This window comes from Roseomonas rosulenta (genome assembly GCF_016106005.1).
In the GTDB taxonomy this organism is placed as follows: Bacteria; Pseudomonadota; Alphaproteobacteria; order Acetobacterales; family Acetobacteraceae; genus Neoroseomonas; species Neoroseomonas rosulenta.
The window spans coordinates 28,086-52,835 of record NZ_JACADR010000001.1 but is presented as its reverse complement, the minus strand read 5'-3'; the positions used below and the strand labels follow the sequence as shown (position 1 = coordinate 52,835).

At 67.5% G+C, this 24,750-nt stretch carries 20 protein-coding genes; 14 read left to right on the top strand and 6 right to left on the bottom strand.

The features are described 5' to 3' along the window. Complete coding sequence (locus HW578_RS00230; protein WP_198368476.1) at positions 1-633, bottom strand: hypothetical protein; 633 nt, start codon at positions 631-633, stop codon at positions 1-3. A 232-nt stretch (positions 634-865) separates the two neighbouring features. On the opposite strand from HW578_RS00230, the gene HW578_RS00225 reads away from it, so the two are divergent. From HW578_RS00225 to HW578_RS00190, 8 genes are all read left to right on the top strand, one after another. After that, entirely contained in the window at positions 866-1,486 is a 621-nt protein-coding gene (locus tag HW578_RS00225; protein ID WP_198368475.1) for a DUF2460 domain-containing protein, read from the top strand. Then, positions 1,483-2,343, top strand: a complete 861-nt coding sequence (locus HW578_RS00220; RefSeq protein WP_198368474.1) for a DUF2163 domain-containing protein — start codon at positions 1,483-1,485, stop codon at positions 2,341-2,343. The genes HW578_RS00225 and HW578_RS00220 overlap by 4 nt, the downstream gene beginning before the upstream one ends. Then, positions 2,340-2,789 (top strand): C40 family peptidase, encoded by a 450-nt coding sequence (locus HW578_RS00215; RefSeq protein ID WP_198368473.1) that lies wholly within the window; start codon positions 2,340-2,342, stop codon positions 2,787-2,789. Before HW578_RS00220 ends, HW578_RS00215 begins: the two co-directional genes overlap by 4 nt. Positions 2,790-2,792: 3 nt before the next feature. Beyond that, positions 2,793-6,809, top strand: coding sequence for a phage tail protein (locus tag HW578_RS00210; RefSeq protein WP_198368472.1), 4,017 nt, complete (start codon positions 2,793-2,795; stop codon positions 6,807-6,809). 10 nt (positions 6,810-6,819) lie between these two features. After that, positions 6,820-8,001: a hypothetical protein gene (locus HW578_RS00205; RefSeq protein WP_198368471.1), complete on the top strand. Its 1,182-nt coding sequence runs from the start codon at positions 6,820-6,822 to the stop codon at positions 7,999-8,001. Positions 8,002-8,077: 76 nt separating this feature from the next. Beyond that, the gene (locus HW578_RS00200; protein WP_184487162.1) at positions 8,078-8,335 is read left to right on the top strand and encodes a hypothetical protein; all 258 of its coding nucleotides are present in this window, start codon (positions 8,078-8,080) and stop codon (positions 8,333-8,335) included. Further along, the gene (locus HW578_RS00195) at positions 8,332-9,045 is read left to right on the top strand and encodes a lysozyme (protein WP_198368470.1); all 714 of its coding nucleotides are present in this window, start codon (positions 8,332-8,334) and stop codon (positions 9,043-9,045) included. Before HW578_RS00200 ends, HW578_RS00195 begins: the two co-directional genes overlap by 4 nt. A gap of 156 nt (positions 9,046-9,201) precedes the next feature. Beyond that, complete coding sequence (locus tag HW578_RS00190; RefSeq protein ID WP_198368469.1) at positions 9,202-9,411, top strand: hypothetical protein; 210 nt, start codon at positions 9,202-9,204, stop codon at positions 9,409-9,411. 502 nt (positions 9,412-9,913) lie between these two features. Here the strand turns inward: HW578_RS00190 and HW578_RS00185 are convergent. Genes HW578_RS00185 through HW578_RS00175 form a run of 3 tightly spaced genes read right to left on the bottom strand, consistent with a single transcriptional unit; the run spans position 9,914 to position 12,158 of the window. Beyond that, the gene (locus tag HW578_RS00185; protein ID WP_198368468.1) at positions 9,914-10,777 is read right to left on the bottom strand and encodes a hypothetical protein; all 864 of its coding nucleotides are present in this window, start codon (positions 10,775-10,777) and stop codon (positions 9,914-9,916) included. After that, on the bottom strand, positions 10,777-11,055 hold the full coding sequence (locus HW578_RS00180) for a hypothetical protein (protein ID WP_198368467.1): 279 nt from the start codon (positions 11,053-11,055) through the stop codon (positions 10,777-10,779). The genes HW578_RS00185 and HW578_RS00180 overlap by 1 nt, the downstream gene beginning before the upstream one ends. A gap of 26 nt (positions 11,056-11,081) precedes the next feature. After that, a complete protein-coding gene (locus HW578_RS00175; protein WP_198368466.1) occupies positions 11,082-12,158 on the bottom strand; it encodes a hypothetical protein in 1,077 nt (358 codons plus the stop codon). 333 nt (positions 12,159-12,491) lie between these two features. Between HW578_RS00175 and HW578_RS00170 the strand changes: the two genes are divergently transcribed. From HW578_RS00170 to HW578_RS00145, 6 genes are read left to right on the top strand one after another with little or no spacing between them, the layout of a single operon-like run. Then, on the top strand, positions 12,492-13,097 hold the full coding sequence (locus HW578_RS00170; RefSeq protein ID WP_198368465.1) for a helix-turn-helix domain-containing protein: 606 nt from the start codon (positions 12,492-12,494) through the stop codon (positions 13,095-13,097). Next, a complete protein-coding gene (locus tag HW578_RS00165) occupies positions 13,094-14,419 on the top strand; it encodes a vWA domain-containing protein (RefSeq protein WP_198368464.1) in 1,326 nt (441 codons plus the stop codon). The genes HW578_RS00170 and HW578_RS00165 overlap by 4 nt, the downstream gene beginning before the upstream one ends. After that, positions 14,416-16,305, top strand: a complete 1,890-nt coding sequence (locus tag HW578_RS00160; protein ID WP_198368463.1) for an inositol monophosphatase family protein — start codon at positions 14,416-14,418, stop codon at positions 16,303-16,305. The genes HW578_RS00165 and HW578_RS00160 overlap by 4 nt, the downstream gene beginning before the upstream one ends. Next, complete coding sequence (locus tag HW578_RS00155; RefSeq protein WP_198368462.1) at positions 16,283-17,467, top strand: DUF6361 family protein; 1,185 nt, start codon at positions 16,283-16,285, stop codon at positions 17,465-17,467. The genes HW578_RS00160 and HW578_RS00155 overlap by 23 nt, the downstream gene beginning before the upstream one ends. Beyond that, the gene (locus tag HW578_RS00150; RefSeq protein WP_198368461.1) at positions 17,457-19,313 is read left to right on the top strand and encodes a phospholipase D family protein; all 1,857 of its coding nucleotides are present in this window, start codon (positions 17,457-17,459) and stop codon (positions 19,311-19,313) included. The genes HW578_RS00155 and HW578_RS00150 overlap by 11 nt, the downstream gene beginning before the upstream one ends. After that, positions 19,303-22,431, top strand: coding sequence for a helicase-related protein (locus tag HW578_RS00145; protein ID WP_198368460.1), 3,129 nt, complete (start codon positions 19,303-19,305; stop codon positions 22,429-22,431). The genes HW578_RS00150 and HW578_RS00145 overlap by 11 nt, the downstream gene beginning before the upstream one ends. Positions 22,432-23,538: 1,107 nt before the next feature. Here HW578_RS00145 and HW578_RS00140 read toward each other — a convergent pair. Next, on the bottom strand, positions 23,539-24,291 hold the full coding sequence (locus HW578_RS00140; RefSeq protein ID WP_198368459.1) for an ADYC domain-containing protein: 753 nt from the start codon (positions 24,289-24,291) through the stop codon (positions 23,539-23,541). Positions 24,292-24,348: 57 nt separating this feature from the next. Continuing rightward, positions 24,349-24,711, bottom strand: coding sequence for a hypothetical protein (locus tag HW578_RS00135; protein ID WP_198368458.1), 363 nt, complete (start codon positions 24,709-24,711; stop codon positions 24,349-24,351). Positions 24,712-24,750: the final 39 nt, after the last annotated feature.

Sequence of the window (24,750 nt, the reverse complement as noted above, 5' to 3'; positions counted from 1 at the left end):
CTACTCGAACTGACCGCGAGGATCACTGCGGGCGTCAGGCACGAGGTCGTAGCTTTGGAGGCTCGCCATATCCAGGAAGTACTGAGATTTTCGCTTGGGAGCGCCGCGAAGCCACTCTGCGAGCTCGGATTGGGTCAGCTTTAGCCAGTCCGGGAAATCATCAGGGCTGCTGAATTTCCCGTCGACAAACCCATGCAACGCTTCGATGTAAATGGCGCGCCCGACGCCGGGAAAGACGTAGATATTCTTTTCTCGATGTCCGCTTAGATATTTCTGAATCAACCCATACCCGACATTGAGAATCAGCTTGTCCTCCGGAAACTCGCTGTCGCAGAGAAACCAGTTCACGATCTCTCGTCTTCGATCGTTGTTGCTTTCGCCATGGTAGGCGCCGAGTCCCATGTTGCAGATGGTGCAACACGGGACCAGCTCGCACCGCCCGAAACGTTCGCGGATTTCCCTCTTTGTGACGAGCCGACCGCTGGCGAATCTGTGGAGCACGTATACCGGCGGCTGATGGTCGTAGGCGCCATCGCTGGGCATACCGCAGTAGATGCAGCGATCGCCCTCCACTGTTTCGTAAACGCGAGCGAAGCGCCTCTCGGCAGCGGATCGGCTGTAGTTATGTCGCACGCGGGGCATCGTCAGAGGACCGCCGCTCCTCGATCATCGGGCAACCTGCTGCCGCGGTGAGCGTATCGGCGCTTTCGCGCCCTGCGCAACGGCCGCGTCCGTGTTCCTGATCTTCGCCCACGGCGCCCACATCCTTCCCAGCACCAAGTGCCGGCGATCCAGGTGGCACTGCTACCTGGCAGGGAGGTTTGGCGGGGCGGCGCCTCCCCAGCTCTGCATCGGACGCTGACCCATGGCCTTCCACGACGTCCGCTTCCCCGACCGCATCGCCGAGGGGGCGGAGGGCGGCCCGGAATTCTCCACCTCTGTGATCATCTCCTCCGGCGGGTATGAGCAGCGCCAGGGCAATTGGTCCGCCGGCCGCGGCCGGTGGAACGTCGCCACCGGGCTGCAGGACGACAACGACCTCGCCGTCCTGATCGCATTTTTCCGGGCGCGGGCGGGACGGCTGCACGCCTTCCGCTTCAAGGACTGGTCCGACTATCAGCTCGACCGGCAGGTCATCGGCACTACCGGCGGTGGCGATGCCACCTGGCAGATCCTGCGCACCTACACCTCGGGCCCGACCTCGGTGACGCGCAGCATCACCCGCCCCGTCTCCGGCACCGTGCGCTGCTGGGTCAACGGCACCGAGCGCAGCCTCGGGACAGGGTCCAGCCAGTTCCAGGTCAACCTCGCCACCGGCGTCATCACCCTCGGCAGCGCGCTCGCCGGCACCACCGGCCAGGCGATCGAGGCCGCCTGCGAGTTCGACGTCCCGGCGCGCTTCGACACCGACACGCTGCCGCTGCGCCTGACCGCCTTCCAGATCGGCGAGTGGTCGGACATTCCCGTGGTGGAGATCCGCGAGTGAAATCTGTCTCTCCCGCACTCGCCGCGCATCTTGCTGGCGAGGCGACCACGCTCGCCACCCTCTGGCGCGTGGTGCGCCGCGATGGCGCGGTGTTCACCTTCACCGATCACGACCGCGACCTCGTCTATGGCGGCGAGACCTATGCCTGTGCCCTCGGCTACCAGCGCGCCGCCATCTCGGCCGGCGCCGAGCTCGCGGTGGACGAGACCGAGCTGCTTGGCCTGCTCGACAGCACCGCCATCGACCCGGCGGAACTGCGCGCCGGGCTGTGGGATCACGCCGAGGTGCGGATCTTCGCGGTGAACTGGGCGAGCCTGGCGGACGGGGAGCTGAAACTCCGCCGCGGCCGCCTCGGCGAGGTCATCGCGCAGGATGACGGCGGCTTCCGCGCCGAGTTGCGCGGCCTCGCCCAGCCGCTGCAGCAGACCATCGGATCGATCTACCAGCCGGAATGTCGTGCCGATCTCGGCGATGCCCGCTGCAAGGTCGACCTCACCTTCGGCGCCGGCTGGACGCAGCAGGCGATCGTCGAGACGGTGACCGACAGCGTGACGCTGGCGATGTCGGCCGCCATCGCCGGCTTTGCCAACGCCTACTTCGAGGGTGGCGTCGCCATCTGGCAGTCTGGCGCCAACGCCGGCGTCGCGCGCGAGGTGCTGGCTTGGAACCAGGCGGGTCGCGTGCTGTCGCTGTTCGCGCCGCCGCCCTTCGCGCCGACGGTGGGCGACGTGCTGCGCATCCAGCCTGGCTGCGACAAGCGCAAGGCGACCTGCCAGGCGGTATTCGGCAACTACCTGAACTTCCGCGGCGAGCCCTTCATCCCTGGCGCGCTGGCGGTGCTGGAGACACCGGCGTGACCGTGCAGGCCACCGCGACGGCGGAGGCCTTCGTCGCCGCCGCGCGCAGCTATGTCGGCGTGTCCTGGCGCCATCTCGGCCGTGGGCAGACGGGCGTGGACTGCATCGGCCTAGTGCTGCTGGCCGCCCGCGAGGCGGGCGTGGAACTGCCGGATCCCGCCCCCTACGCCCGCGCGCCACAGGGCACCCGCTTGCTGGACGGCATCTTGGCGCATGCCACCAGGGTGGCGGAGGCCGCGCCCGGCGACGTGCTGCTGTTCCGCATGGGGCTGTACGGCGGCCATGTCGGCGTCGCCTCCGTTCATCCCACCTGGGGCGTGCCGGCCTGCCTGCACGCCTATGCGCCGCGCCGCCAGGTGGTCGAGCAGCCGATGGATGCTGAACTCCGCGCTGCGCTGCTCGGCGCCTTCCGGCTGCCCGTTCTCTCGGCAGTCGCGGAGGCCTGAGCCATGGCCCAGCTTGCCGTCGCCGGCGCCGGTGCTGCGATTGGATTCGTGGTCTCGGGCTTCAACCCGCTCGGGGCCTCGATCGGCTGGGCCCTCGGCGGCGCCGCCGGCGCGCTGCTGTTCCCGCCCAAGGGCCAGGACACCCAGGGCCCGCGGCTCAACGACCTCACCGTCCAGACCTCCGGCTACGGCCTGCCCATCCCGCTAGCGGTCGGCCGGATCAAACTCGCCGGCAACGTCATCTGGAAAACCGACCTGCGCGAGCGCGCCACCACCCGCCGCCAGGGCAAGGGTGGTGGCGGTGCGAAGTCGACGACCTACAGCTACTACCTCTCCTGGGCGGTCGGGCTGTGCGAATGGCTGATCCCGCCCTCCAACCCGCAGGTGCTGCGCATCTGGCTCGACGCGCAGCTGGTCTACGACACCACCGGCTCCAGCGAGGTGGTGCAGATCCCCGGCCTGGTCTGGCGCTTCCATCCCGGCAGCGAGACCCAGCTCCCAGACCCGCTGCTCGCAGCCACCCTCGGTGCGACCGAGGCGCCGGCGCACAGGGGCCTGGCGTACATCGTCTTCGAGGAGGTGCCGCTGGAGCGCTTCGGCAGCCGCATGCCGAACGTCACCGTGGAACTCGCCGGCGACGCGGCGCGCAGCTTCCCGCAGGTCGCCACCATCCCGCCCGCCACGCCGCTCTGGCCGTCCTCGCCGTCGGGACGTACCTACCTCGGCAACTGGGCCTGCAACGTCGCGGTCGATTATCGGCGGGGTCGCATCTACGAGGGCCGCGTCCGGACGTCCACCTCGGGCGGCGGCGCCAACGAGATGATCCGGGTCTACGACCTGGTGACGATGCAGACGCTGGGCGAGCACACGCTCGACCGCGTGTTGGGGCCGCTGTTCCCCTTCGGCACCACCCCCGGCCCGGACAGCACCGGCACCGGGCTGATGCATCTGGGCGTCGATGGCTTCCTGTATCTCACCGGCGGCAACGCCAATCGCGTCCCGCTGTTCAAGATCGACCCTGACGCCATGCGCGGGGTGGGCGTGTTTGGCAACCCGCTCGGCGACGGCACCGGCTTCGGCGACAACGGCACCCGCCTGGTCAATCCGATGGCGATCACCAGCCTGTCGGTGCCGCGCCTCGGCGCGCGCCCGCGCACCTTCGTCATCGTGCAGGGATCCTACTCGGCGACCCTGACCATCGATGCCGACCGCATGGAATATGTCTGGGGCGCCGGCGATGTGGCGATCGAGCCGCCGCCGGTGCCGATCGGCCTCGGCATCGGCCCGCTGACCTTCCCGGTGATCCTGGTGCCCGGCCGCACCCGCGACGATGGCGGCGTCGAGCTCTGGTACCTGCGCGCCTCAGAACTCGCGACGCCGTTCCGCATCGATGTCGCGCGCTTCCGCTACTACTCGGGAGCCGCGAGCCTCGGCGGCGGTGCTGCCATGGGCATCTTTCGCGACGACTACACCTCGATCGACGTCCAGGCGGAGATCGACCCGCTCGCCGTTCGCCCGCTGCTTCAGGCGGCCTTCTGGGACGCCAGCGACGACACGCTGGTGATCACCCTCTCCGTCACCGGCGGGCCGCTCAGCGGCTGGGGACGCTTCTCCACCATCAAGTGGTCACCCGGTGGCGGCGTGGTGTGGAAGGTGGTCGACCATGTGCTGCCGGCCTTCCATGACGGCCGCGGCCAGATCTCCCGCGTGCTCGGCGCCACCTGGGGATTGGGCGGCAATTTCCTGATCCAGACCGGCTCGGGCGACGTGCTGGTCAACCAGGCGGGCGACAACTTCAAGACGCTGTTTTGGCTCGACGAGCAGCAGGCGGTGCTCGGTCAGGTCAGCGCCGGCGCCGGCGTGCGCGAGATCGCCAAGCGCTACCTCTCGCGCGCGGCGGCCAACACGCTGACGGTGGGGCAGGTGGTCGCCGCGCTGTGCCAGCGCGCTGGCCTGACGGGGACGGACATCAATACCGTCGCGCTGACCGATAGCCTGCGCGGCTACATCCTCCCCCGGCCCACCTCGGCGCGGGACGCCATCACCCCGCTCGCCAGCGCCTTCCAGTTCGACGCGGTCGAGCAGGACGACGTGCTGCTGTTCCGCAAGCGCGGCGGGTCCGTCGTCGCCACCATCCCCTATGGCGAGATGGTGCGGGAGGAGCCGGACGCCTCCGTGCTGCAGGAGCAGCGCGCCCAGGATGCCGACCTGCCGCGCGAGCTCACCGTGCGCTTTCTCGATGTCGAGCGGGGCTTTGAGCAGAACGCGCAGTCCTGGCGGCGGCCAGTGAGCCCGACCGCCACCGTCGGTGCCAACGCGTCCGCCGGCATCGATCTCCCCACCCCGCTGACCGCCGGCGAGGCCAAGGCAGTCGCCCGGCGGCTGATCACCGGCAGCTGGCGTGAGCGCACCAGGCTCACCTGCGCCGTTGGTCCCCGACATGCCCGGCTGGTGCCGACCGATCCCATCACTCTGACGACCCGGGACGGGGCGGCGATCCGTTGCCGCGTCCTCTCCACGCAGCTCGGGGCGAACTGGGTCACTCGGCTGGAGGCGGTGACCGAGGACGCGGCCAGCTACGCCCTGGCTGCCTCGGCCGAGGGCGGCGCCGGCTGGGCCGAGCCCGGCATGCCGGCACCGTACTTCGCCCGGCTGCTGCTGCCCGACCTCGCCCTGGTCGATGACGGCGACGACCTCGGCCAAGCCGGGCTGCGGGAATACGCCCTGGTCGGCGCTTATGACGGCCAACGGTTCCGCGGCGTGGTGCTGAACCGCAGCCCCGACCAGGCCAGCTGGGACGCCCTTGGCGCCGTCACCACGCCAGTGACCTGGGGCAGCGTCCAGGTCGGTCCCGCCGTGTCTGTTTCCCCTTGGACTTGGGACGAGACCAGTACGGTGGAGGTGCAACTGGCCGATGGCGAGCTCGACAGCGCCACCGAGCTCGAGGTGCTCAATGGCGCCAACCGCGCGGCGCTGGTCGGCCCGGACGGGCGGGCCGAGATCATCCAGTTCCGCGACGCCACCGACCTCGGCGCCGCGCGCTACCGCCTGACCGGCCTGTTGCGTGGGCGGCGCGGGACCGAGGACATGATCGCCTCCCGGGCTGCCGGCGACAGCTTCGTGCTGCTCGATGCCGCGCGATTCCAGTTCCAGGCCCAGGCCAGCGAGGCCAGCGCCACCCGGCACCACCGCGCCGTGACCGTGTTCGAGACGGTGGAGACCGCGGCCAGCACCGTCACCAAGGCAGCGCGCGGCCGCGCCGAACGGCCCTTCGCCCCCTGCCAGGTCACCGGTACGCGCGACGGCAGTCAAAACCTCACGATCGCCTGGCTGCGCCGCACGCGGCTGGGCGGGGAATGGCTCGACGGCACCGGCACCGTGCCGCTGGCGGAAGCCTCCGAGGCCTACGAGGTCGATGTACTGAACGGGCCGCCGGCGGTCACCAGGACCTACGCTGCATCAGGCGGCACGGCCTCGGTGATCTTCGATGGCAATCCATCCACCTGGACCATTATCGGCGCCTCGCCTTCGCCACGCACCGCCGAGGTCACCTTCGCCACCCCGCAAACCGTCCGCCAGTACGGGTTGCGCGGCGCCGCCGGCGCCACCTCCGAAAGCCCCAACGCCTGGACTGTCGAGGGGTGGAACGGCACCGCCTGGGAGCTCCTCGACACCCGCAGCGGCATCACCGGCTGGGCCGTCAACGAGCTGCGCAAATACAGCCTCGCCGCACCCGCGACCTATGCCCGTCTCCGCATCGCGGTGACCGCGCTGAACGGCGGTTCCTGGTGGAACATCCCCGAGCTCGCCTTCTACGCCACCGTAGGCGGGCCGGACATCGCCGCCGCCACCTACACGCAGGCGGTGGTGCGGACCATCGCCGTCACCGCGCCCACCGCGACCTACGCGGCGGCGAACCAGACCACCGACTTCGGCGCCGCCCAGGCCGAGGTGTTTGTCCGCCTCCAGCAGATCAGCGCCCTGGTCGGCCGCGGCCTACCCGCTGAGGCCACCCTGTGAGGAGCAGCCCATGAGTGGCACCACCAACCTCGGCATTCCCTTCATCCAGGCGGCGCAGAACCAGAAAGAGGTCACCGCCAACACCGCGCTCGAGGCGCTCGACGCCAGCGCCAATGCGGCGATCTCCATCGCCATGGGCGATGCCAACATCACCCTGACCGACGCCCAGGCACTGCGCGCCGGCCTCGTCACCCTGACCGGCAGCAACACCGCCGTGCGCAAGGTGACGCTGCCGAGCAAGGCCCGGCGCCTCGCCATCCAGAACAGCATCGGCGGCGCGCTCGACATCACGGTGGGCTATGCGACGGGCGCCACGGTGACGGTCGGCAATGGCGCCATCGTGCTGATCCAGGGCAATGGCACCAACTGCTACGGGGTGGGTGGCGCTGCCGCGCTCGGCGATCTCGCCGATGTGGTCGGGCCGTTCCTCAACGGCGACCTGCTGCAGTTCGACGGCGCCGCCTGGCGCCCGCTCGGCACCGGCATCCTGTCGCGGGTGATGCTGCCGTTCAAAGGGGCGCTGGTGCGGCGGGCCACCACCCTCTCCATCGCCACCACGCCGACCGCCGTCCCCTTCACCGACGCGACCTATGACACCGATGGGTTCTGGAGCGGGGCGGCCCCGACGCGCCTCACGGTACCGGCCGGGGTCACCAAGGTGCGGCTCTGGGCGCGGCTGCGCTGGACCGGGGGCAGCGCCAACCATGGGGCGAGGATCTACAAGAACGGCGCCGCCTTCGTCGGCCAGGGCGATTTCAAGGCCGCCTCTGGCTACACTGATGCCGACTACAGCTTTGGGTCCGCGGTCGTTGCCGTCACCGCGGGCGACTACTTCGAGCTGCAGCCCTACGCCTCGGCGACGCGGACCGGCGGCGCCAATGACCTGCAATTCGCCATCGAGGCGGTCGAGACCGCCGACGCGGCCAACCCAACCCTGCTGGCGCTGACCGACACCCCCTCGTCCTACGCCGGCGCGGCGGGGAAGCTGCTGCAGGTGAATGGCGCCGGCACGGGCGTCGAGTTTGGGCTGCGGCACAATCTCAGCGCCACCACAGCGCCCACCGCGACCGATGACAGCGCCGCCGGCTACGGCGTCGGCTCGCATTGGCTCGACACCGCAGGCGCCAAGATCTGGTTCTGCACCGATGCCACCCCCGGCGCCGCCGTGTGGAAAGGCGTGACCATCGCCTGATCGGCCTGACCGCGCCCGGCGGTCCCCCGCAGCACCAAGCCCCGCCCGGCCTGCCTCACACTCCTCGGAGAACATCATGGACCTCACCCCGACCCTGCTCTGGCAGGTGGTGACGACGCTCGCCATCGCGCCGCTGGCCTATTTCCTCAAAGCCTCGCTCGATCGCCTGCGGCAGATGGAGCTCTGCCTGTCGCGCACGCGCGAGCAGCTGGCGCGCGAATACGCCACCAAGGCCGACCTGCACGCCGATGTCGGCCGCGTCCTCGCCCGCCTCGACAAGCTGGACGGCAAGCTCGACCGTCTGCTCACTGCGCGGTTCGGAGGTGGGGAATGAACGCCCGCCGCATCAGCGCCGAGGCGCTCGATCTGCTCAAGCGGTGGGAGGGCTGCGTCCTCCATACCTATGACGACGCCGATCCGGCGCGGCCGCCGCGATTTATCCAGCCCGGTGATACCATCCGCGGGACGCTGACCATCGGCTACGGCCACACCCGAACCGCTCGGTCTGGGCAGCGGATCACGCAGGTCGAGGCCGAGCGGCTTCTGCTGGAGGACCTGGCGCCAGTCGAGGCGACAATTGCGCGCAGCGTCACCGTGCCGCTGACCGACGGCCAGTACGGCGCGCTGGTGTCGTTTGCCTTCAATCTGGGGCACAGCACGGCGCCGGGGAAGCCGCTGGCCAATATCGCGGCGACGCTCAACCGCGGCGACTACGACGGCGCGCTCCGGCGCATGGGGCTCTACGTGAAGCAGCGGCGCAGCGGGCGGCTGGTCACCGTGCCGGGGCTGGTGAACCGTCGTGCCGCCGAGGCCGGGCTCTGGGCGCGGGGGGAGTTCGTCGCCAGCCGGCATGTCGCGCCGGCCGCGCCGCCCACCGAAGGGGCCGTGGCGGCGAAGCTGGGCGCCTATGCCACCGCGGCGGCGACCGCCGCACCGGCCCTGCAAGCGCTGGCAGGCGTGCCGGTCTGGATCGGCGTGGCGCTGGTGGTGGCCGTCGCGGCGGTGGTTGTGACCCTCCTGCTGCGCCGGGAGCGCGCGGCGTGATCGCGGCGGCTTGGGCGCGCGTGCAGGGGTGGTTCGCGCTCGTCGGCGCGGCGATGGCCGCGCTCGGTGCCGCGTACCTGGCCGGGCGGCGCGACGGCAGCGATGGTCGCAGTGCCGACGCCGCACGCCAGGAGCAAGTGACGAGGAGGGCTGGAGATGCGGCAGCACGTGATGCTGAGCGCACTGGTTCTGCTGAGCGGCTGCGGCGCGGCGATTTCTGATCGGCCGTGTCCCCGGGTGACGGAGTTCCCCGCCGAGCTTCAGCGGCAGGCCGTCGTCGAACTCGCCAGCGCGCCAGCGCTCGCGCGCATGATGGACGCGATGGCGGCGGATCGGGCGTTTAATCGAGCGATCTGTCAGCGATGATCATCGCGCGGATGCCCTGACCGGCTAGTACAAATGACCCCACACGATCACCGGTCTCTTCTGAGGCCAATGTCCTGCGCCTCGCCCCGAGAATCGAAGATTGGCGCCTTACGTAGTGGCTGTCCGCGCTGAAAAGCCATGCAGACTATCCTGCGCGCCCCGCCGTTGTGCCGCTCGATAGCCCACCCAGGCAGTTCACAAGCCTCGGGTGGATTGCACGGAGAAAATGTAAGGCCCAGAGCGGCCTCTCGTCGGGCGCGATGCCGAGTGCCTCCAGGACGAGCGGCAAAACTTCCAGCGAGATGGCGCATCGGTCAGTCCGCCACATGGACACGATATTCCCGGACGCCGAGGCGAACCCGAGGCGGCATAGCCGCGAGTATAACTCGCCGTTCGGAATTCCTCGCCGAGCCATCTCTGCCGTAAGCCACTGGCCGGAGGTCTGATATTGGCCAGTTGTACCGCGAGAATCGATAGGGAGGAGTATCTGCCGTGCCATCGGTTAGGACTCCTCACCCGTCAGCCGCGTGATCTGCGCGCGAAGCGCATCACGGGCAGCGTCGATCGATTGCGGATTGGTCTTGGACGACAGGGCTTCGGGCGCCTTTCTGCCGAGGAAGTAGGCGATCCGCTCGGCGTTCGCGCCGCTAGGGTGAGGCAAGCCATCGAGGACGCGCGCGGCATCAAGAATGCCAAGTCGGACGAGGTGCCTCAGTGCCGCGGCGGGCTTGGGCCCGAGCGGAAGCCAGAGAGCGTTCGGCAGCGCTTGCGCCTCTGCGGCCAGAAGGGTCTCGACCATCCGTCGAAGCGTCGGGTTAGTCAGCATGTCCGGCGCGCCGTTGTAGTTCTGGCCTGCGACAAAGACAGGGTATCGAAGCGCAGAGGTGAAATGCACGATTTCACGTGCAGGGTCGAACAGCTCAAGGCATCCGCGCACGCCGAGGGCACGGTGCGCTCCGATGTGATCGAGCATCGACACCAGATTCGCTCGCAGCGGTCCACTAAAGGACCCAGTCAGTTTCGCCCGGCGCCCGGCCTCACTGAGGACCGCTCCGCTGCGCAAGGCGTCTCGGAAGGCGCGGAGCGCATTCTCAGCCTGCTGCCTACCAGGCGTGATTCCAACGATCACCAGCCGTGCGGTGGACGGCATATGGTCGAATGGCGCCCACACGACCGAAAGGGGTGGCGCCTCCGCGAGGGTCAGGCTGGCGAGTGTTTCGCCACTTAGGAAGGCATCCGCGGAAGTTGAACTGACGACCGGAGCGAAGCGGCGCATGAGGTCGGCATCGATAGCGACGGTATCCATTGTGATGATCGGAACTCCTGACGGGCAGATGGGGCTGGTAGTCGAAAGGCGCGAACCCATCAGGGCCGCTTCAGGCGCTGGACGCGCCAGCCAGTGGTGATGATCCTCCCGTCATCGGAGCAGACGACGTAGGCATCGAGATACGGTTCGATGGCTGCATGAATGCGGTCGCCGAGTTCGCGCCGGATACGGCGCCGGGCTGCTTTGTCGACGAACCGTACTTCGGCTCCGTCGTGGCGAAGATCTGAACCGTGGTCGAGGAGGAGCGAGACCACGAAGGGCGGGATCGCACGCCCCTGAGAGCGCGCAGTCGCATGGCGTGTCATGGCGAGTTCCATCTCTCATCTCCCATTGCTGCGCTTGGCTAAAAGCCGGCTTCACGAAGTAGTCGGTCAATCTCGGCGCGGGGCATCGCGCGCCAGCTTGGCTCGGCCCGCACAATTCCCCAGTTGCCTTCGGCGTTCGGGCGTCGCCAGCGAGGAGGGTGCATTCCCTTCAGCGCGCTGAGGGCGTCGAAGAAGTCCCCCACCGTCTGCTCGTTCCCTTTCGGGCCGATTCGGAAGCCGAGGGCGCCCTGACGCGTCGGACGCGCAAGGGTTGGCAGGAAGGCGTCACCGCGAGCGTCTACCGGCACCCATACCGTGTCGCCTTGACGAGGGTCCGCGCTTTCATCCGGCGAGCGGCTGTCCTGGTCATCACCTGGGTCCATCCACCGCGACGGGCGGAACTTCTTGGGGCGACGACTAATTAGCCAATCACGCGCGTCTTCGGCCGCGCATGTTCCATCTGCCGAGCTCGGTAAACGGCGATCGCTGAACGCGTTGAGGACGGTCTTCTCATCGAGGCGACCCAGGAGCGCGACGTCCGCGACGGTCAGCCGTTCGCCGGTGTCGAGCTTCCAGCGCGCCTTTGCGGACGCGTGGATACGGCGGAGACACCACCGGTAGTCCTTCGAAGGCTCCCACGCCGGGGGCAACAGGGAGATGAAGTGATCCGTCCGGGACAAGAGTTCAACGAGTTGAGCACGGCGCTGCTCAATCGTGCGCGTTTCTCGCCCCTCATAGACGATGCCGTCGATGGCATAGGCGTAGAGCCACTCGAAGTCGCTCGCGAGAGAGGGCCAGTCGGCGAGCCCATCAGCTTCATGTTCAAGAACTTCGCGCCAACCTACGGCGTCAATCCGGGCCGCGGTTGCAGCAACCCGCTGTTGCTGCTTCGCGCTGCCCTTCGCCTCCATCGGCTCGAGTGCGAGCAGCACCGCCTTCATCGCTGCGGCGCCGCGGTAAGGCCCGAGTAGGGCTTCGATCCATTCGCCGGTGTTCCGGACGAGCTCCTGGATCTCCGCGATGGCGAAGACCTCTTCGTTGTGGCGATCGGACCAACCGAGTGACTCGAGGAAGGCCTCACGATCGGCGGCTGCTTGATTAGGAAGAAGGGTCATCGGGGTGTTTCGTGCTCCTTGATGGCCCTTTCATAACCAACCGCTCGATCCAACACAAGCCCTTTCGGGAGTATTTTTCACCCGATTGGCCCTTTAATCTTTTCGCCTCGGATCGATCGCCGGACGCGAGGTTCAACGCCCGGCAATCATCTGCTCTCAATTGCACCAGAGGGGCTCCGCAGATCATGAAACCTACTGGCCACAGCTAGCCCACGTACGATCAAGCGGCCGGCACTTCGTCTCGCACCGCAAGCACGGCGACGCGAGCGCCGCTTCGCATCTCGTCATGTCGTTTATATTGACATGTCGCATTGTCTGAAATAGACATGCGCCATGCTCACCACCGAGCCATCCCTCGCCGACCTTGCCGCCTCGTCGGGCCTCGAGCCTCGTACGATCCGGTCCTGGGTTGCCCAGGGCCTTCTGCCGCCGCCCCTGACCCGCGGGCCGGCCGCCCGCTACCCGGCTGACACCCTCTCGCGCCTGCTCGCCATCCGGACCATGCGGGACGCGCTCGGCATGTCGCTCACCGACATCCGGAAGGAGTTGCTCGTCGCCAACCCCGAGCAGATCGCGGCCTACGCGTCGCGCGCCGAGACCCTCGCAAAGCCGTCGCCGCCGGCGGGTAATCCGGCATCCAGCGCGCTCGACTACATCGCGAACCTGCGTGCCCGCGTGCCGAAGCCCGCCTCCGCCGTGGCGGCGGCAGCGACCCCGCCGGGGCCACGCGCGGCGACCGGGCTCGAGGCGCTGGAACATCGGCTCGGGCAGGGACGCCCGGAGCCGGCCCGCAAGGCCCGCGCGGAGGAATGGCTCCGCATTCCAGTCACCCCCGACGTTGAACTGACCGTCCGCGGCCCGCTCGACGCCGAACAGCGCACCCGCCTTGAGCGGTGCGCCGATCTGATCCGCGACATCCTGCTCGGGAGGGACCGATGACCGACACCACCACCCTGAACCTCACCGCCGGTCTGGATCGCACCCTGGCTTGGCATGAGGGAGGCTCCGTCCGCTACCTGGTCGCCGATCTCTCGGCTGCGGGCGAGACCGCCCAGCGGGAGGTGCCGGCGCTGAACCTCGCGCTGGCGATCGACATCTCCGGTAGCATGGCCGGCGACAAGATTGACGCCGCGCGACGTGCAGCCCTGGCCGTGGTCGAGGCCTTGACCGCGCAGGACCGCCTCAGCCTCGTTGCCTTCGACAACAAGGCCGAGCTGCTGTTGGATGCCCGCCCGATGGACGTGGCGGGGCGCGCTGCCGCAGCAAGCGCCATCCGGGGCCTGACAGACCGCGGTGGCACAAACCTTTTCGACGGCTGGCTGCTGGCGGCCGAGCGCATCGCGACCGCCATGGCCGTCGACCCGACAGCCTCGCATCGCGTGCTGCTGCTCTCGGACGGTCACGCCAATGACGGTCTCACCGACCGCGGCGAGATCGCGGGGCACGTCGGCGCGCTGCTGGAGCGCGGCGTGCTGACTTCCGCGCTTGGGATCGGGGACGGCTATGACGAGCAACTGCTCGGCGCCATCGCCGAGGCGGGCGGTGGCAGCCTGCACGACGCCGCCGGCGGCACCGAAGTGGCCGAGGTGGTGCTGGGCGAATTGCAGGAAGGCCGCGCCGCCCTGCTGGAGCGTGTCACGCTGCGCGTCAGCGTGCCGGCGAACCTGCGGGCCGAGCTGGTCGGCAGCTGGGCGCATGCCGCGTTGCCTGGGGTTCTGGAGGTGATGGTTGGGAAGCTCCTCCCGGGCCAGACCAAGCGGCTGGTCGTCCGTCTGCATTGCCCCGCCGGTGCGCCCGGGATGGTGCTGCTTCTGGGCGTTTCGGCGGGCGGCGCGCTGCCGGCCGGCGGCGAAGCGGTCGAGGCGCGCGCCGTGGAGGCCGAGCTGCGCCTTGCCCGAGGCACGGACAACAACGCCCAGCCGCGCGACCCGGACCGCACGCTCGCGGTGGTCCAGGCGTGGACGGCCGACGTGTTGCGCAGCGCGGTCAGGATGAATCGCGAAGGCGATCGCCGGGCCGCGACGCACTTTCTGGAGCGGCAATTGCGTTGGGTGGAACCCTATGCCCGCGGCGTGCCGGGCACCGAGACGTTGGTGGCGGAGCTGGTGCTGGTGCAGCGCCGGATCGGCGAGGAATGGGACGAGCGGACCCGCAAGGAGGTCTATTCGGCCTCCATGAAGCGCGCGCGCTACGAGGAAGACCTCCGCGCAGCACCGCGTGCCTCGATCGCCGAGCGCTTCAGCCGACCGCCCGGGCGATGACCGTGCCGAACGCCATCGCCGAGACTAAAGAGCTCCGCGCCCTCCTGCCCGCCGTGGTCACTGCGGCCGAGGCGGCCGGTCGTCTGCTGGCCGCCGAGTTCGCGCGACCTGGCGGGCCGCGCGGCTCGGGTAGCCATGCTGAGATCGACCGGGAGATCGAGGTAGGGCTGCGCGATCGCCTGCTCGAACTCCTGCCGGCCCGCTGGCTGGGCGAGGAGACCGGGGCGGATCCCGGGCCAGGCGGCGCCGATTGCTGGCTCGTCGATCCGAATGACGGGACAAGCGCCTTCCTGGCCGGTTATCGCGGCTCTGCGGTCTGCATCGCGCTTCTCCGGGGCGGCGTGCCCGTGCTCGGTGTGGTGCATGCGCCGCTGTCGCCCGATCGTGGGGCGGATACCATCGCCTGGGCCGAAGGCATGGATCACCTGCTGCGGAACGGACAGCCCGTACGGCCACAACTCGCGCAAGGCGCGCTCCACCCCGGCAGCATTGTCTTCCTGAGCCACGCCGCGCCGGAATGGCCGATCGGCAACGGGCAAGCCGTGGCTCCGGCCCGCTTCGTGGGCCTGCCCTCGATCGCCTATCGGCTGGCGAGGGTGGCGGCCGGGGATGGCCTCGCGGCGGTCTCGCTCAACGGCCCCTGCGGTTGGGACTACGCCGCCGGCCATGCGCTGGTCCGCGGCGCCGGCGGCGTGCTGCTCGACGAAGCTGGCGCCGAGGTCCGCTACACGATCGACGGCCACAGCAGCGCCCGGTGGTGCTTCGGGGGGGCGGAGGCTGCCGTTCGGGCGCTCGCTGCGCGCAATTGGGGCGCTGTGCGGCGTGGCCCGCCCCTGGCTCGGAGATTGAAGCTTGCCTGGCCGCGTCTGGATGAGGGGCTAGCGCTCGATCGCGCCTTAGGCTGCCTCCTCGGGCAAATCGCTGGGGATTCGCTCGGCTCGCTGGTCGAGTTCCGCTCCGCCGAAGACATCGCCCGGCAATACCCCTACGGCGTCCGCGATCTCGCCGATGGCGGCACATGGAACACCATCGCCGGGCAACCGACCGATGACAGCGAACTCGCGCTCGACCTCGCGCGTACGTTGGTCGGCCAGACGTCCTGGTCATCCGAGGCGGTCGCAGCCGCTTATGCTGGCTGGTACGCCTCGCGGCCCTTCGACATCGGCGGCACCACGCGGCAGGCGCTGTCCGCCGCCGCAGGAGCCGCACAGGACAAGGCCTGCGCAGCCCGGAAGGCAGCGAACCGAGAGAGCCAGGCGAATGGCGCTCTCATGCGGTGCGCGCCCATAGGCGTCTGGGCCCGCGACGCCGCCGAGGCTGCGGCTGCGGCACGACAGGATGCGGCACTGACCCACCCGCATCCGATCTGCCAGGCAGCATCGGCCGCCTTCGTCGCAGCGATCGCGACCGGAATCGGCGGCGGCAACAAGGAGGCGATGCTGACATCGGCGGAGGCAGTAATGCCGGAGCAGGAGGCGGCGCCACTGCGTGCAGCGCTTGCGAGCGCGCGGGCTGGCGAAGGTCCCGGTGACTTCATAAGCCAGCAGGGCTGGGTCCTGATCGCATTCCAGAACGCGTTTCGTCACCTGGCCGCCGGGACGTCCATCGCGGACGCCCTCATGGAGACTGTCGGCGCCGGCGGCGATACCGACACCAATGGAGCGATCTGCGGTGCGCTCCTGGGCGCAGCGCAAGGGCGCACGGCGATCCCGACGCGCTGGCGCATGGCAGTGCTGGCATGCCGCCCTCTGGCTGAAACCGGAGTGGGTCAGCCCCGACCTCACCGTTATTGGCCAGACGATTTGCTGCTACTGGCGGAGGCGCTGCATGGCCAATCAGTGCACAAGCAGCGGCGGGGGGAAAATGTCGTCACTTGCCTGGATTGACTTCGACGAAGCCGAGCGTCAGCGCGCGCAGCGGATCATGGCTCTGTTCCAGGAGCGCGAGACCCGCGACGAACTTGGTCTTGGCAGCATTCGCGATTCGATTGCCGACCATCTTTTCCCGGGAACCAGCACGATCCAGACTCGACTGCGCTACATGCTGTTTATCCCCTGGCTCTTCCAGATGCTTGAGGACTCATCGGTCGGGCCAGACGAGCTCGCGAGAGAGGCACGGGCGTTCGAAACTAGGCTTGCCAACGCTCTGAAGGCTGGTGGCGAAACCAACGGGATCATTGGCCGGGATGCAGGCGCCGACCTCCAGCGACTGCCGAGTTCCGTCTATTGGGCGGGTCTCGGAACATGGGGCATCCGACTCTTCCCCGGCTCAGCCGATAGCCTCTTCTCATCCATGCGCCATCTTCAGCGCAACCGCCCGCGAATTCGCGAGAGCGAAGACCCAGCAGTCGAAGCCCAGGCCCTGCTGATCTGGACGCCTGCCTTGCCGTCTCGGCCCAGGGATCTGCTAGAGGCCACGCGGTTCAAACTCTCGCTCGACGAGGCCCAGTTCATTATCGATCGGTTGGTGGCAAGCCAGCCGCACAGCCTATTGGCATTTCTGGCGCGCACCTCAGGCGGGGAGGCAGATTGCCAGAACATCTGGGAGCATCCGCACCTAGCCGACTTCCCCAAAGACGCACGCACTTTGGTGGAGCACGGTGCAATGTTTTCCAGCGTGATGCACGGCGCCTCCCTTCTCTACAATCTGCTGCTGAGCCAGATGCGCGAAAGATCCGATTGGATCGAAAAGTATGAAGCACGCCTCGCTGATTGGCGCGCCGGCTTGGATATGCCCGCCATCCGCGCTTGGTCACTCGACGCCTTCTGGCAAGCGATCGACCATCCCGCGCACAGGATTCGGTCGGCAGCAAAGCGCTTCGTTACCGACTGGCTGGCACTGCTCAAGTCCGGAGGCGTCAGTGTCGGCAACCGCACGGATGCTGCGCGAATGGTGCAAGACCGCGAGCGACGATTGAAAACCAGCCAGTCGAGGTTCGCGAACCGGGCTGTACGCGACCGCTGGACCGGCGCGTCGGGCGCAGAACCGCTCAGCTTCCGATGGGCGCAGGCCAGATCGCACCTGCGGGATATCGTAAATGCTGAATAGGACGACGCTCGATCCCGAAACCCGCGTCCTCTATGGCGATAGCCTCCAGCCGCCGCCGGGCTATGTCTTCGACGCGGCGATCGCCACGACCTTCTCGCTCGATTTCGAGACTGCGCTGGCCGCGCCGGTCAGCCTCGCGCTGTTCGCCGCCGAGAATCGAGACGACATCCTGAGCCATCCGCTCGCGCTCCTTGAAGGAGCGGAACGCATCGCTGGGCGGCTAGTGGTCTTCGTCGACGCTGGGCATCTCCACGCACAGAGCCGCCCGCATTCGCGCCTATGCTCCCTCCTGGAACGCATAATCGTGGAGGTGGCAGCACCGCGCGGAGGCGCTTTCCATCCCAAGCTCTGGGCCTTGCGCTATCGACCCACGCGCGCTGAGGATCCAATCCTGTTGCGGCTCCTCGTGCTGTCTCGCAACCTGACGCGCGACCGTTCATGGGATATCTCGCTCCGCCTCGACGGTGAGCTGACCGGCCGGCCGGACGCCACCAACCGGCCATTGTTCGATCTCATCAGTCGCCTGCCAGACCTTGCTGTCGCCGGCTTGTCGAATGAAGCGCGCGCGCTGACCGCCCAGGTCGCTGAAGACATCCGACGCGTTAGATGGACGACGCCCGACCGCTTTGATGACGTCACCTTCGCCGTCAACGGCTTTGGCGGCAGGGTCTGGCAGCCCGCATCGTGCGCGCGCTTGGGCGTAATCTCGCCGTTCTGCGATACCAGCGCGCTTGATCTGCTCAGTCGCCTGCCAACGGCGGAGAAGCCAGTCATCATCAGCAGGCCCGATCAATTGGCCTGCGTGGACGCCGTGACCCTGCAAGCCTTTGGGCGCGTTTCAGTTCTCGACGAGATGGCTACCAGTGAAGACGGCGAAGAGGTCTCGACCAACGCACTGCAAGGTCTTCACGCCAAGGCCTTCATCGCCGAAAGTGGCTGGGACACCATTCTGACGATTGGCTCCGGCAATGCCACCCGCCCAGCGCTGATCTCCGGCAATAATGTCGAACTCTTCGCCTCGCTCCGAGGCAAGCGCTCCAAGGTTGGCAGCGTTGAACAGATTATGGGGGACAAGGGCTTCGGGCGCCTAACCCGCGGGTTTGTCCCCAGCGAGTTGGAACCGCTCGATCCAGCGATCGCGACGGCCGAGGCCAACATTGACGACGCGCGCCGCGCCCTATGCCGAGGTGGACTGCGTCTGCGCTGCGAGCGGATCGAGAGCCAGGACGGCGACGCGCATCCGTGGCGCGTGTGGCTGATCCCAGCCGAATCAATTCCGCTCAGCGGGATCGCATCCGTGAGTGTCTGGCCGATCACACGAGGCGACGGGCACGCCAGCGATGTTCTGGCAGCTCTCCGAGCGGGTACAGCCGTTGATCTCGGCACCATGCCACTCGTTGATCTGACCCGCTTTCTGGCGTTTCGCGTGAACGCCGACAACGACAAGGCGTCGGCACTCTTCAGCACCAGCCTGGTCATGGAAGGGCTTCCACCAGACCGCCATGCCGCCATTCTTCGGTGGGTCATCGACAGTCGGGATGCATTCTTCCGCTACCTGCGGCTCCTACTCTCCGAACTCGGAGACCCTTTCAGCGCGGCTCTCGCCGCGCAAGAGGGCGCAGGCAGCATGTCGTGGGCCACGGCCGCCGACGATGCGCCACTTCTGGAAGACATGGTTCGCGCCCTATGCCGCGGCGGCGAGCGGCTCCATGCGATCGAGCGCCTCATGACGCGGTTGGAAGCCGGAAACGACACCGGCGCCGACCCTATTCCGGCCGATTTCCGTACTCTGTGGGACGCTTTCCGGATCGCACTTCAGCATCAGGGCCCCGCCTATGCCGGATGAGCGTTTCAATGCCGAGGTCGCGCTCGCTCCGCTGAAGGCATTCCAGCGTCGTACAGTCGACTATGTGTTTGACCGGCTTTACGGCGACCGAGATTCCGTCCGGCAATTCCTCGTCGCTGATGAGGTCGGCCTAGGCAAGACCATGGTTGCGCGTGGGGTAATCGCCCGAACCATAGAGGCCCTGTGGGATACGACCGATCGCATCGACATCCTCTACATCTGCTCGAACCAGGCGATCGCAGCTCAGAACATCAACCGTCTGAACGTCCTCAACCGCCGTGAACTAGCTTTGCCGACCCGCATGACGCTGATCCCACTCCAGGTGCGCGGTGACCAGGGCCTAGACGCCAACAAGGTGAACTTCATAAGCCTGACGCCGGGCACCACTTTCGATCTTCGGTCCACGACTGGAGTTACCCAAGAACGCGCGCTTCTGCTGCGAATGCTGGAAGGCAGTGTTTCCCTGCCACGCGGGCTGCACAATCTGCTTCAAGTGACCGCCGGCGTGGACGGATGGAACGGTGCGGTGAACAACGTCACCCTTGACGGTGTTGACCAGCGTATCGTCGACCGCTTCCGCCGCGATGTGGAATCTGACGTCGATCTGTTCGGGGAGCTCGAGGCCGTCTGCGACCTGTTCCCTCGCCGTCGGGAGACCTATCCCCTCGAGCTGAGCCAGCGTCGCAATGCGCTGGTTGGCCGTTTACGGAGCAAGCTGTCGCACGCCTGCATCGATGCCCTGAAGCCAGACCTGATCATCATGGATGAGTTTCAGCGCTTCCGCGATCTGCTCCACGGTGAGACACCCGCCGCAGTTCTGGCGCGCGAACTGTTCAACTACTCCGATGGCAATGGGCATGCCGCGCGTACGCTGTTGCTGTCAGCAACGCCGTACCGGATGCTCACCCTATCGGGCGACGAGCCCGACGAGGGCGAGCACTACCGTGACTTTCTGGAGACCCTGTCGTTCTTGTACGGCAGCGCGAACGGTCCCGAGATTGCCAAGACCCTTGAGCGAGAGATGCGGGAATTCCGTGGGTTTCTTCACGCGCTCCCCGAGGCGAGGCCCAAGGCCATCGCCGCCCGCCAGAAGGTCGAGCAGCGACTGCGCAAGGTGATGGCGCGGACCGAACGCGTCGCGAGCACCATTGAGCGCGATTCGATGGTCAGTGAGCGGCCAATGACCGTCACCATTCAGCCCATCGACCTTCGCCAAGCAGCGGTCATCTCGGATGTTGCCCGCGCGCTCGATGCGCCTGAGGTCATCGAATACTGGAAGTCCGCACCGTATCTGCTCAACTTCATGCGGGACTACGCGCTGAAGAGGCTCCTCAAGGACAAGCTGGACAAGCCCGCGGTGAACCTCCGCGATGCGCTTGAGCGCGCGAGGCCGGCCATGCTCGACCACGATCACCTCGATTCCTACGAGCATCTCGAACCGGCCAATGGCCGGATGCGCGGCGTGATGGATGACGTGTTCGGGGAAGGCCTCGATCAGCATCTCTGGATCCCGCCCTCACTGGCCTATTACGGCGCAGAGCGCGTCGGCCGGCCCCTCACCAAGGCGTTGATCTTCTCATCCTGGTCGATGGTGCCCGATGCGATCGCCGCAATCCTTTCCTACGAAGCCGAACGTCGCATGGGCGTAGGCTTGGCAGGCCAGCGGTACTTCGGCCACGTACGGCCTCGCCCCATCCAGTTTCGGCAGGACCAGGGACGGCTCGTCGCCATGCGCGCCATGCACCTGGTTTATCCGTCGCCAACCCTGGCCAAGCTCGCCGATCCGCTGACGATCTTCGGTGCCCATAGCGAAACCCTGTCGGTCGAAGCCATGCGGCAGGCCGTTGCCGAACGCCTACGCGAAAGCGTGACGGCGCTGGTCCAACGATCGGGCGATGCATCCGACGGTCGCGATTGGGAATGGGCCGCGCCGGCGGTGATCGACGCGATGGCGGGAGCAAAATCCATGGCGTGGGTCGCTGCCCCTTCCGGTTTCGCAGCGCTGGGCAACGAGGAGGGGTTCAAGGAGCACGTCGCTGAGCTCCGCACAGTGGCGACGGGGCGCACCTTTGGGCCGGTTCCGGACACGGTGCTCGAGCTCCTGGTCGATGTCGCCTTGGGCAGTCCAGCGGTGTGCGCGCTGCGCGCCCTGCATCGGATCGCACCCGATCTCGAATGGGATGATCACCGACTCCTCGCCGCCGCCAACCAGGTCTCCTGGGGCTTTCGAACGCTCTTTAATCAGCATGATGCGGTCGCCCTCCTGCGGAAGGATGATGACGATCGATATTGGCGGCGCGTGCTGACCTATGGCGTCGACCATAATCTCCAGGCGGTTCTCGACGAGTATGTTCACTATCTGGTCGATGCCGAAGGCTTGGGGGCACAACCTTCCGTCGAGCGGGTTGCCGGTGTCGGCAAAGCGATCTCCGACGCGCTCTCCGTCAGGCCCTCGCAGATCGACGTCGAAGATCCGGTCGTCGCCGGTAAGAAGGTGGTCATCAAGAAGTTCCAGATGCGCGGACGTTTCGCCATGCGCCTGGCTGACTACAAGGATGAGGAAGGCAGCGCCGCGCGTCTCGGCAGTGTCCGCGACGCCTTCAACTCGCCGTTTCGGCCCTTTGTGCTGGCCACGACCTCGGTCGGACAGGAGGGGCTCGATTTCCATCCCTATTGCTATCGCGTCTATCACTGGAACCTGCCTGGTAATCCAGTCGATCTCGAGCAGCGCGAAGGGCGCGTTCATCGCTTCAAAGGCCACGCCATCCGCCTCAATCTGGCGGATCGACAGATCGACAGGGTTCGGGGTGGCGGCTCGAACCAGAATGACCCGTGGAAGGCGATGTTCGACGCTGCCCGCGCCGACGCTGAGGTCGATACCGACCTCATCCCCTATTGGATCTATGAAGGCGCGGTCAAAGTCGAACGTCGCGTACCGATGCTACCGTTCAGCCGGGAGGTTCGCAGGCTCGAATGGCTCAAGCGCAGCCTGACCGTCTATCGCCTTGCCTTCGGGCAACCCCGCCAGGAGGACCTGCTGGAGTACCTGCACAGCTTGATCGGTTCAGAAATGCCTGCGGAGGATCTCTCCGAGTTACAAATCCGTCTGGAACCGTAGATCCAACGCCTGCGCCCCAAGAGACAGTTCGCTGCTGGTTCCCTTTCCTACACCACTTCCACCCTGCTCGACAAGTCTGCCCGCCATGCGTCTGCGCCGTGTGGCGCATGTTTTCCTTGGTTTTCGTGCGTGGGCCTCGCGCAGTGCGGTCGTCGAACTCACACCGACCTGCTCTCCTGTGGACCGAAGTTCTCCGGACCTCGCGACACCCTCGATTACGCCACCAGTCGAAACTTCCAAAACTTCGACAGGCTGCCTGGTCACCCCATGTCGTGATTTGAGGACTCTGACGCCGCCGGGGCACGGCCAGCAACAGATCCGCCATCGTGGCGGACCAGCGTCCTGCTCATCGCCCTTCCGCGACCCCTGCCACAGCGCCCCGGGACCAACCAGAACTGCAAGCAGGCCCGCCAACGTCGCCTCCGAATTCAGTGCCTGCCCGCTCATTGGAGTTGCCCCCCTCAAACCGGACAAGCGGCGTGGGTTGCTGACTGCGCAGCGATGAACTCACGTGGCGAACGCATGCGCAAGCCGCTGTGAGGGTGGATGGTGTTGTAGTCCTCGAACCAGTCGACAATTCCGATACCATCCAGGTGTTGTTCAGCCAGGCGTCGGCGATTGCGATCGCGTCGAGAATCTCGCGAGGCTCATGGCGTCGGCGACCGTGGCGTGGGGTGCTGGTACCACTGCCTCCTATCGTCACGTCCCGCAGGCTGAGGCTTGGACGATTCTCACTGCAAGGTCGATGCATGTGCCGTCTGCTGGATACGACTGCCTGAGGCCGATCCAATCCGCTTCGCGACGCTGCTCGCCGAGTATCTGGACGTTCTGGCGGCATAGGCCTTGGCCGTCGCGCTCGTGGCGGCGCGCGCAGGCTCGGGCCGGACGTAAGCAGCGGTCCGTGAAAGGGCCTCGGCCCGCGCGAGGCGCGCAACGATCGTCCGCGGAGAGTTGGTCGGCTGGGCGACCGACCTCGCCGGTGGCCCTTTCGAAGTGAACGCTCCGCTTTGGGCAACTGCGGCTCCGTGCGCCGCGAGCCCGCCACGCCGGCTACGCAGCCGGCGGGGCGGCGGTTGAGCTGTGCGCTGCCTGCCCGCGGGGCCGGGACTATCGCGATCGATTAAAGACCAGTGCGCCCAGGGCGCGCGCACGTTCTTCGGTGCAGGCTGCCGGCCCGAGCCGTCCGGCGAGGTGCGGCGTCTCCGCCAGGATATCGTCCAGCGAGCCGTTCTCAGGGATGCGCGGATGCGCGACGCAGACCGCGCCATGCTCGTTCCAGCCGGCCTCGAAGGGCGTGTCCGAGGGTTCGTCGTCGGGCACGATGCCGGCATCGTCGAACATGTCGATGCGGGTGCCGTTGCGCGTCCAGCCATGCTCACCGCCGCCATAGGCCGCGCGCAGCATGTGCAGGCAGGCGCGGTGATACGCCGCCAGCGACTGCCCGTCCGCGGTCTGGCGCCACGGCGCGTAGCCGTTGTTGAGGCATTTGCCGAGCCCGCCGGAGGTGCAGGTGATGCTGAAGCCGCCGGGTGCCTCGGGGTCGGGCAGCGTCATCGCCCACTGCTCGCCATGCGGGTCGGGGGTGCAATAGCGGCTGCCATCAGCGCGGCGCAGATCGAATTGCCAGATCTCGCCCAGTCGGTCATGCGGACTCGGCCGAGCGGCCGTGATCGTAACCGGCTCGCCGGCGAGCATCAGCCGCGCGCCGACGAGTGAGGCGCCGCGCGTGACCGTTCCGTCTGACCATTCGAGGCGGAAGTCGCCACGCTCGGCAGACAGTGCGACCGGCTGCGGCGCCACGGCCTCGGCCGAGGCAGCGGTGGCGGCGAGGAGGAGGATCGCTAGGCTGCGGCGGAACATCGGCGGGGCCTCCGGCATTGGCGGCAGGCCGGGCCTGCCGCCGGGGCTGTGACGGGATCAGCGGGACAGGGCGACCGGCGCGTAGCCCGGCATCATGATCTCCCGTACCTCGAGGCCCATGGCGCGGGCCCGACCGTTGGCCGGCATCAGGCCGTTCAACTGGCCGATGCCGTTCCACGCAGGCAGGCCGTTCGCCGCGGGCATGCCGTTGGGGTTCAGCAAGCCGTTTTGCTGGGCAAGGCCGTTCCAGGCGGGGATGCCGTTCATCTCGGGCATACCGTTCGGGGACTGAAGGCCGTTGGCCGCAGGCATGCCATTGGCGATGTCGAGGCCGTTCGTGCCGCCATAGATGTCTGCCATGGCCGGGCCGGCGGTACCGAGGGCGATCAGCGCAACGGCGAGGCTAAGGGTCTTGCGCATGGGTCGTTTCCTCTTGCTGTCGCGGCAGGACCAGCCCCG

Excerpts from the sequence above, each read along its gene's own strand:
- HW578_RS00225 (WP_198368475.1), top strand. The coding sequence starts at position 866 with ATGGCCTTCCACGACGTCCGCTTCCCCGACCGCATCGCCGAGGGGGCG.
- HW578_RS00210 (WP_198368472.1), top strand. The coding sequence starts at position 2,793 with ATGGCCCAGCTTGCCGTCGCCGGCGCCGGTGCTGCGATTGGATTCGTG.
- HW578_RS00205 (WP_198368471.1), top strand. The coding sequence starts at position 6,820 with ATGAGTGGCACCACCAACCTCGGCATTCCCTTCATCCAGGCGGCGCAG.
- HW578_RS00200 (WP_184487162.1), top strand. The coding sequence starts at position 8,078 with ATGGACCTCACCCCGACCCTGCTCTGGCAGGTGGTGACGACGCTCGCC.
- HW578_RS00195 (WP_198368470.1), top strand. The coding sequence starts at position 8,332 with ATGAACGCCCGCCGCATCAGCGCCGAGGCGCTCGATCTGCTCAAGCGG.
- HW578_RS00190 (WP_198368469.1), top strand. The coding sequence starts at position 9,202 with ATGCGGCAGCACGTGATGCTGAGCGCACTGGTTCTGCTGAGCGGCTGC.
- HW578_RS00185 (WP_198368468.1), bottom strand. The coding sequence starts at position 10,777 with ATGGGTTCGCGCCTTTCGACTACCAGCCCCATCTGCCCGTCAGGAGTT.
- HW578_RS00180 (WP_198368467.1), bottom strand. The coding sequence starts at position 11,055 with ATGGAACTCGCCATGACACGCCATGCGACTGCGCGCTCTCAGGGGCGT.
- HW578_RS00175 (WP_198368466.1), bottom strand. The coding sequence starts at position 12,158 with ATGACCCTTCTTCCTAATCAAGCAGCCGCCGATCGTGAGGCCTTCCTC.
- HW578_RS00170 (WP_198368465.1), top strand. The coding sequence starts at position 12,492 with ATGCTCACCACCGAGCCATCCCTCGCCGACCTTGCCGCCTCGTCGGGC.
- HW578_RS00165 (WP_198368464.1), top strand. The coding sequence starts at position 13,094 with ATGACCGACACCACCACCCTGAACCTCACCGCCGGTCTGGATCGCACC.
- HW578_RS00160 (WP_198368463.1), top strand. The coding sequence starts at position 14,416 with ATGACCGTGCCGAACGCCATCGCCGAGACTAAAGAGCTCCGCGCCCTC.
- HW578_RS00155 (WP_198368462.1), top strand. The coding sequence starts at position 16,283 with ATGTCGTCACTTGCCTGGATTGACTTCGACGAAGCCGAGCGTCAGCGC.
- HW578_RS00150 (WP_198368461.1), top strand. The coding sequence starts at position 17,457 with ATGCTGAATAGGACGACGCTCGATCCCGAAACCCGCGTCCTCTATGGC.
- HW578_RS00145 (WP_198368460.1), top strand. The coding sequence starts at position 19,303 with ATGCCGGATGAGCGTTTCAATGCCGAGGTCGCGCTCGCTCCGCTGAAG.
- HW578_RS00140 (WP_198368459.1), bottom strand. The coding sequence starts at position 24,291 with ATGTTCCGCCGCAGCCTAGCGATCCTCCTCCTCGCCGCCACCGCTGCC.
- HW578_RS00135 (WP_198368458.1), bottom strand. The coding sequence starts at position 24,711 with ATGCGCAAGACCCTTAGCCTCGCCGTTGCGCTGATCGCCCTCGGTACC.